Consider the following 7,748-nt stretch of genomic DNA (forward strand, 5'->3'; position numbering starts at 1 on the left):
GCGGCATTTACAAAACAAACTTTAACAGAGCCTATGCAATGGCTATAATGACCAAACTCCAAATCCTTTCTCAAACAGGTGATCTATGGATGTTTCAACCGTAAGTGCTGGCGCTAGCGCCACCACCCAAAATGCAGCGGCCTTGCTCATGGCCAAAAAATCTAACGACATCCAAGCGCAATCCGCGCTAAGTTTGCTGGCTGCAGTGCCTGATGCACCTAAATACAACAATCCAGCAGCCCTAGGAAATAGCGTAGATACAAGGGCTTAGGCGAGTTTGTTGTTAATAATCCGAATATTTTGTTGCACTGCACAAAATGGTTTGACTCTCCGCGTTCATTGCACTCATAATGAATTGCATTGTTGCACTGCACAACCGGAGAGATCACCATGTTCAAAGACCTATTTAAAGCCCCACAATTCAATCCTGCTCAATTTACTGATATTGGCCAAGCTAATCTGGACAAATCCCTGCGCTTTACCAATATCGCTTTAAGCAGCGTAGAGCGTTTGGTTAATCTGCAAATCAGCATCACTCGTGATTTGATTGCTGAACACGCAGAAACCACTAAAGCACTGTCTGGCGTAAAAGATGTACAGGGCTTGGTAGCGCTTCAACGTCAACTGGCTCAGCCATCCGTTGAAAAAAGCATGTCTGTAGCGCGCAATGTATTTGATGCTGCAAGCGCAACACAGAAAGAGCTGAATGGCCTGATTGAAGAACAAGTTTTAGAATTCAACAAAAACCTACTTGCCACACTAGATAAAGCCACTGCAAATGCACCTGCTGGCTCTGGCGTAGCTGTAAATGCACTACGCAATGTCGTTGAAACTGCAAGCAACACTTACGATGCAGTGACTAAAACTAGCCAAAAAATTACCTCAGAATTAGTAAGCGCAACTGTAAATGCTGCTGAAGCTGGCGCAAAAGTAGTGAATACCAAAGCAACTGCTTAAATCATTAAATAAAAATGCCGCTCTCTTTTAATAAGGGGCGGCATTTTCTATGAGCGTAATATAATGGTCAGGCTTTGTTTTGCTTAGCGCCAATCTGCATTTATTCAAATCTAATGATGTTTGTCGGCTCATTCATGGCTATCGGTTGATTGCCAGCACTAAAACCCCTGCCGCCACCAACGTAATTCCCAGCCATTCTCTTAGGGAAGGCCTTTCACCAAGAAAAGCGCAGGCAAAAATGGCCACCAATACCAGGCTAAATTTATCGACCGGCGCCACTTTGGATGCCTCGCCCATTTGCAGTGCCCTAAAATAGCAAACCCAAGACACGCCCGTGGCTAAACCAGACAAGCCCAAAAAAATCCAAGTTTTAAAGGGGAGGGTAAGTGGATTAATCCATTTTCCCGTTGCCCACACAAAACACCCCAGCAGCAAAATAATAATGGCGCAGCGCAGCAGCGTAGCCAAATCAGAATTCACCCCCTGAATGCCTATTTTTGCAAAGATGGCGGTGAGCGCAGCAAAAACAGCGGACAAAAGCGCCCAAAAGAACCAGCTTGAGATCATGGATTTAATCTCCTCTGTGGAGGTTTGCGTGGAGGGTGCGCCCTTGTCTAGGATAAAATCTAATAAGAACGATCCAGCCACTCTTCCCGCAATACGCCCAAGCGAATCGCATCGTAATAGATGCCTTGATAATAGCGGCAGGCCTTAATCGGCCTTCAATACTAAAACCAACCCCTTCTGCACAAGCGCACCATTCTTGGATTGCCCGACCAAGTGGGCCAATGCGCTCCAGCACCCTATACTTAAAAAGGTGGCTAATCCACAGCTTAAGTGCCGCTCGCCCCAATCCCTTGGCCCAGGTTTTCGAGTTATAAATAACAATTCCAGCTTCTAGCCAGCGCGTGGTTTCGCATTCCCAATAGCATGAAACCATACCCATTAAATGCCCATCACATTCAATGACCATGGCGTTATCACCCAAGCAAAGCTGGGGTTTTAAATTTAGCTAGTGATGGCACTTTAAAAGGGAAGTAAGGTCCGTCAAATTCTTTCCATTGCAAATCAGAATAGGCAGTTTGCCATAAAGTATGAAGCTCTTCTGGTCTGGCTTGACGAATTAAAACGCCATCATTCATAAAGGCATCCGATCCGCCGGATGATTAGATCATAGGGATTGATGCCATCTAAGCACCCCACATTAAAGCCATATTGTTCTGAGGGGAAATAAATCAGGCCACAGCCTAAAATCAATAGCGTAAGAATGATTCATATAAACCTTATAGGTCATTCTAATGAAATGCTAATAAATAATAGCGGCTATATAAACAGGCTCGCAGCGTATTTCTGTTTTGACTGAATTAGCAATAAAGCAATTGGCATGCGCCTGATGGTGCATTTTATCAATTTGCTCTGGGTTTGGCGTGTATTTGCCAGAAAAGATAATTTCTGGCCTAAGCGTCACCACTGTAATGGCTATTTTGCCTTCGGCATTTTTCTCCATTAACCCTATAGCGGCATCAAAATAGCGATCAATACAGAATTTGTTTTTAGCTGCAATGGAAAGAAACCAAAGCATATGGCAGCTGGCGATTGATGCAATAAATGCCTCTTCAGGATCAAGCGCACTTGCATCCGACATTGGGATTGGCACAACATGGGGTGATGAAGAGCTGGGAATCTCTAAGCCGCCATCAAAGCGCAATAGATGTTTTCTGCTATATTGATTGCCAATAAAGTCTTGTTCACCACGCAGCCATAAAATATCGGCACAATATTGGGTCATCTTGATTTATGCCTTGTTGTGTGTGAACATGATTGCCTTTGGTGCCAATAACATCCCAAATAATTTGGGATCAAATATCTAGATTGGCAAGGCGTAAATATACAGCAAACTTGAATTTAATGCTCATTGCCAAGTGAGTGAAGGGTATTACAAGAGATATGTAACAATGGAGCAATAAAAAATTAATACTCCTTGTTTAATGAGGAGTATTAACTCAGTGGCATACCAAAGGTAGGGGTGAGTCAGCTAGTTATTATTTATATCTCATTAGGACAAAAAAGCCAAGCCAAGGTATTTTAATCTGGAAATTGACCTGCAGTTCAATGTCTACTTGGTGGTGGCTACTATGCCCTAGGTTAATCTATTTTTTAAAATGATGTATGGCGTTTCATCGATTCAAGAATAAAAACAACTTTTTCAGAAATTACTTTATATTCATTTTCAAATGCAGAGCTAGCCTGTTCTTTTTTTCCCAGCCTGCTTAATATAACAATGTTACCTGCGGAGTAATGAAATTTTTTATGTGCGGCTAATAATATTTTATATTGTTCCGTATTTCGAATACTTGATGTTTTATCGCTGTAAATCCACTTACCAAGATCGCACTTGTCATCGCATGAAATAATGTCTGGATCAAGATTTTCTGTTGAGTTTTCTGACAAATAAAGCTCAAGTCTATTCTTCCAGTTTTGATGAGCATTTATTGCAGCATCTAAATCAAGGCCAAGTTCCCATGGCTCATAGGTATCTATTTTCGATTTTTCTTTTCCAAAAAAATAATTAAATATTCCCATGGTATGACATTCCTTGTTTAAACATTTTTCTGATTATGTCTCTTGCTCAATGAGCTCTGTGCAGATGGGTTTCTATAAGTGTTGGGCTTGGTTTTTGAATGTGTAGGGCGGGTGAAACCCGCGAGCCATGCTGAAGAAATACGCGGGTTTCACCCGCCCTACGATATTTATAATGAAATTGAGCAAGAGACATAATCAGGAACATTTTTGAATTTTATTATAGATTGCTTTGTAAGCAAAAAACAACGATTTGACCGGTTAATATTGCCAGAGATGTGATTTTTCTATTCTATGACCATTCCTAAATTGAGAGATGGGCTTTATCTGAAAAGTATATAAGAAATGACCTATTTTCTATTTAAAAAAAAGAATGGAATAATTAGATATTAGAGAGGAGTATTGGCAGGGTATAGATGGTTTTTTATAATAGTATTATGCCGAATGAAGAGCGCGGTTTGAAAATAGCCAAACAAAGCTGTAGCAATTAAAAAAACCCCATATATGCAAATACATATATGGGGCTGGACTGGTCTTTGGATTGTAAAACCTTACTCAGGGCGCATCTGCGGGAGCACGAACAGATGCTTAGGCCTTTGTAAATAAAGGGTTTTCTACTTTTTGTTTTTAAAAATACCCCCGTTAATACCCCCAAGTTGAAATATTCGTGCATAAAAAGGGGGGTAACGGGGTATAGGTCACATTTAAGGCTTTATTTTGTCAAAGAGCAGTTTTGCCTAGTGGTAATTTTGTCGCTGGTGATACACCCTCAGCAGGTAAACAACCTCATTTGTCATATCAACCCGATACAACAACAAAAACGGGAAGCCCCGTACCACATAGCGACGGCGTGTTTCGTCGATAAGTTGAAAGGCCGTCGGTATTGATTCAATCAGCTTAAAACCGTGTGCCAGCTCAGTAAGAAAGCGTTCTGCAAGCTCAGGGTCTTGTTGCTGGTACTGTACGGCGTGGCCTTGCATGTCCAATAGTGCTCGTTGTGTTAGCTCAAGCCGCACGGTTTAACGCCTGTCGAGTAAGTGCGATTGCCTCATTGGCCGAGTAGGTCGGCTCATTGCTTAACGACCACTCACCAATAGCGAGAGCTTCTTGTAATCGTGTTTGCTCTTGCACATAGTCGGTAAGCACTCGTCGGGCTAGGGCGTCCGGTGTATCACCTTGCTGAATGGCTAGGCCATCAAGCGCTGCTTGTAAGTCTGTCGGTAAGTGAAGGTTCATTGCTTGCCCCTTTAGAATCTAGTCATTTTACATCTAAAAATTTGTTTAAGTCGCATTTCATTATCAAGCGGTCGATTAAGTCTCCCGACGTCATGTTATTTTCTTTTACAAACGTATTTATTGTTTCTCTTGTTTGCTTGTCTACAATTGCATTTAATTGGACTGGATTTCTATAATAAGTATTATTATTTTTTTGTCCTGCAAGTAATCTTAATTTCTCTCTATAGCGGTGTGACTTTTCAGCGGCGCTTAATGGCATATCAAACAAAGTAGGGCGTCCAATTTTAATTTTTTCTTGTAATGACACGTGCATTTTTAATGGTTTCATTTTTAGCCTCACAAAATATTTATTTCGACCATTGCTTACAATTTTTGAAATGTTAAATGTCGTATATTTTATATACACACATGAAAATCTGTCGGTACAGTCGGTACATCGGTACAAATGCTGCAATTCATTGATTGTAATAACAATATTTTGTACCGACAAGTTTATGGCCGTCGGTACAAATGGAGTTTGTCGGTACAAAACTATAAATTAGTCGGTACAAAGGGTGTGAAAATAAATTTTTAATAGTTTTTGACTATTTGTAAAAAAAAATATATAAATTTCAACTATGATTGTTTTTTGCTTTTCGTAAGTATTGTAAGTGTTTTTCATCACGATTTTTTGTTGAAAATATTCCTTTGGCATTGATCTTGAATAAAAAAAGACCGATTTTAATTCGGTCTTTTAATTGTTTCTAATTGATAAATTTAATATTACTCTATTTCGTACCTTGCTGTTTTATTGAAACGATAGAATCGGCGAGCATCTGGAAAATCTGGCGTTCTATGTTTTGCCGTCCAGCCTTTCTCGTTAGGCTTCATTATCATTCCATATTTATTCAATACTTCGGATGCTTTTGATTTTTCGAATCCTTTGGCAATTTCGTTAATAAACACATGGGGAAAAACAAGAAAGAAAACAGAGCCATTCACATCTCTTTTACGATATCCAGCGCATTTATGGATCTGGATTTCTTCGCGGTCATCACCGGCTTTTAACAGGTCAATAAAGCGTGAAAATCCTTCAGAGTTGAAGAAAGCCTCCGCTTGATTCAGTAAGTTTTCATCTTCTCGCTTGCCTACCCCGTTTTGTGCCAGCCACTCACCAAAGCAACGTCGTATAGCGGCTTGCCCTTCGTTGAGCTGCCATCCTGTTAAGCCTAATTCTGTGGCAATTTCGAGAGCTTCAGCAACCAGAGCAAAACGGGCAGTTATGCGTCGAGTTTGCCCAGAAGCCTCTGGTGGCAAGGCATTTCTCCATTGGTTAACGGCTGTTCTTAAGCGGATAGAGATTGAAGGTAAATCACTTGCTATTGCCGTAATAAATACGCGACCTACGCTGCCATAGTGCTGCAAGTAGGCATCGTCTAGGGCTTCGGCAAATTGCCCTGCGGTACTGTGTCCATGAAGATTTTCAAATGCACCATAACCCGCTCCAGCATCGGCAGCAATACTGGGGAGTCTTACCTCTTGGCCTGCTTGCATCGTCTTGCCACCCGATGATAAAAATTCATACAGAGGTTTTTCACCGGTAGAAAAAGCCAAAATTCGCCAGTTTAGCACCGCACGGTTGCCGCCTTCCTTCGCCCCTTGCATTTTACCCACGCCGTTAAACAGCCGGTACGCGGACATACTCACCGCATCCGGATTGCCTTGTCCAACCTCGTCGAGCATCATTAAACCATCGTTTCTTGCTGCTGCGGCATTGGTTAAGGCCAGCGCAGTACTATCCCAGTTTAAAATTTGCTCGGTTGGTTTGCCCCATACACTCCCGCCCACTTTGGCTGAGGTGGTTTTCCCGTCGCCGGAGTCGCCGTAAAGATGAAAACCGCCAGACTCTAGGTCGATCAAGTGAAGCAATGGGGCAGCAAACCCACAACCTATAGATAGCATCGGGCGGGAATTGCCAGCGGCCAGCCGCGCTACGTTGTCTCGCCATGACTCAGCATCACCTTGCTGGCGGTACGTTTTGGCGTTGTTTTGGTCGCCAATATAAAACAAGGGCATGGTCGGCTTGCCGATAATTTCACCACTAGGTAAAACATATGCCCCTTTGTTCCAGCCGCCGCACTCTGTCACGTGGTACATGGTATCTACTCCCTCGGTTTGTAGCCATGTAGCGAGGTGTTCAAGCGCTCTTCGGCTAGTAGCGAGAGCAAGCCCATTGCCTTTTAAAATCGCCCAGCCTGCTTTCTCACCAATCATTGCTAGGGGTAGGGCGTGTGTTTGCACCATGCCATTACCTCGACTATGCCATTTTAAAATACGGTAATGCTGTCCCCCATCAGTACATCCCCGCCCCATGATTTCCAGCTGGTCACAAAGCCAGAGCGGGGGTAGATCGGTGATAATTCCGGTTTGCTGGTCTATTTTCTTCCCAATGTAAAACACGCCACTTTTACTGAGCACAAAGCGCGGTTCTGCTGGGTCTAGGAGTAAAGTCTCTGCTTTTTTAATGGCATCAAAATCAATAATTTTGCTCATGCTGTGGCCTTTGCTGTGCTTGTGTCGTTGAGTACATCAAGCCAATCAATGCCGACTTGCTTGGGTTTGAATAAACGCACATTAACGCCCGCCGTTCTTAAGCGAGCAGCTAAAGCTTGTGCAGCTCGCTGGCCTGCTTGGTTTGCGTCGTTATCCGCGAAAATAAAAACATGGGTAGCCTCTGCTGGCACGTTCACTCGTTCAAGGCCACCGGCGCTTAGGCAGGCCCAGCAAGGTAAACCACTGGAAAGATGGACGGCCAGCGCCGTTTCTATCCCTTCGGCCAGTGCAAGTTGGCCGTTTTTGATCGCTTGTAGGCGGTGTTGACGCCGACCGAAAACTGACCCACTACAGCTAGTTCTGCCGATCCAAAATTGACCCAGGTGCTTTACTTATTCTGCTTAACTCTTGAGCAGAGGATAAAAGGTGATCACCATGGAAAT

11 protein-coding genes are annotated in these 7,748 nt (G+C 42.9%); 2 read left to right on the forward strand and 9 right to left on the reverse strand.

All coding sequences use genetic code 11. The features are described 5' to 3' along the window. The first annotated feature begins 85 nt into the window (after positions 1-85). On the forward strand, positions 86-271 hold the full coding sequence (locus R6242_RS17080; RefSeq protein ID WP_318429078.1) for a putative motility protein: 186 nt from the start codon (positions 86-88) through the stop codon (positions 269-271). A gap of 119 nt (positions 272-390) precedes the next feature. Then, a complete protein-coding gene (locus R6242_RS17085) occupies positions 391-957 on the forward strand; it encodes a phasin family protein (protein ID WP_293933248.1) in 567 nt (188 codons plus the stop codon). Positions 958-1,095: 138 nt separating this feature from the next. Here the strand turns inward: R6242_RS17085 and R6242_RS17090 are convergent, their stop codons facing one another. The 9 genes from R6242_RS17090 to R6242_RS17130 form a co-directional block, all read right to left on the reverse strand. Next, complete coding sequence (locus R6242_RS17090) at positions 1,096-1,524, reverse strand: EamA family transporter (RefSeq protein WP_318429080.1); 429 nt, start codon at positions 1,522-1,524, stop codon at positions 1,096-1,098. Between the two features lie 413 nt (positions 1,525-1,937). Then, positions 1,938-2,099 carry a hypothetical protein gene (locus tag R6242_RS17095; RefSeq protein ID WP_318429082.1) on the reverse strand — a complete coding sequence of 54 codons (162 nt, stop codon included), beginning with the start codon at positions 2,097-2,099 and terminating at the stop codon, positions 1,938-1,940. A 164-nt stretch (positions 2,100-2,263) separates the two neighbouring features. Further along, entirely contained in the window at positions 2,264-2,746 is a 483-nt protein-coding gene (locus R6242_RS17100; protein WP_318429084.1) for an OsmC family protein, read from the reverse strand. 368 nt (positions 2,747-3,114) lie between these two features. Continuing rightward, positions 3,115-3,540 (reverse strand): CZB domain-containing protein, encoded by a 426-nt coding sequence (locus R6242_RS17105; protein WP_318429087.1) that lies wholly within the window; start codon positions 3,538-3,540, stop codon positions 3,115-3,117. Positions 3,541-4,274: 734 nt separating this feature from the next. Continuing rightward, entirely contained in the window at positions 4,275-4,553 is a 279-nt protein-coding gene (locus R6242_RS17110; protein ID WP_318429090.1) for a type II toxin-antitoxin system RelE/ParE family toxin, read from the reverse strand. Then, entirely contained in the window at positions 4,543-4,773 is a 231-nt protein-coding gene (locus R6242_RS17115) for a hypothetical protein (RefSeq protein ID WP_318429094.1), read from the reverse strand. Before R6242_RS17115 ends, R6242_RS17110 begins: the two co-directional genes overlap by 11 nt. A 22-nt stretch (positions 4,774-4,795) precedes the next feature. Next, a complete protein-coding gene (locus tag R6242_RS17120) occupies positions 4,796-5,101 on the reverse strand; it encodes a hypothetical protein (protein WP_318429096.1) in 306 nt (101 codons plus the stop codon). A gap of 434 nt (positions 5,102-5,535) precedes the next feature. Further along, positions 5,536-7,305 (reverse strand): DUF927 domain-containing protein, encoded by a 1,770-nt coding sequence (locus R6242_RS17125; RefSeq protein WP_318429098.1) that lies wholly within the window; start codon positions 7,303-7,305, stop codon positions 5,536-5,538. Beyond that, complete coding sequence (locus tag R6242_RS17130; RefSeq protein WP_318429104.1) at positions 7,302-7,688, reverse strand: toprim domain-containing protein; 387 nt, start codon at positions 7,686-7,688, stop codon at positions 7,302-7,304. Before R6242_RS17130 ends, R6242_RS17125 begins: the two co-directional genes overlap by 4 nt. Positions 7,689-7,748 lie beyond the last annotated feature (60 nt).

It is taken from the genome of Iodobacter sp. CM08 (assembly GCF_033446605.1).
Lineage (GTDB): Bacteria > Pseudomonadota > Gammaproteobacteria > Burkholderiales > Chitinibacteraceae > Iodobacter.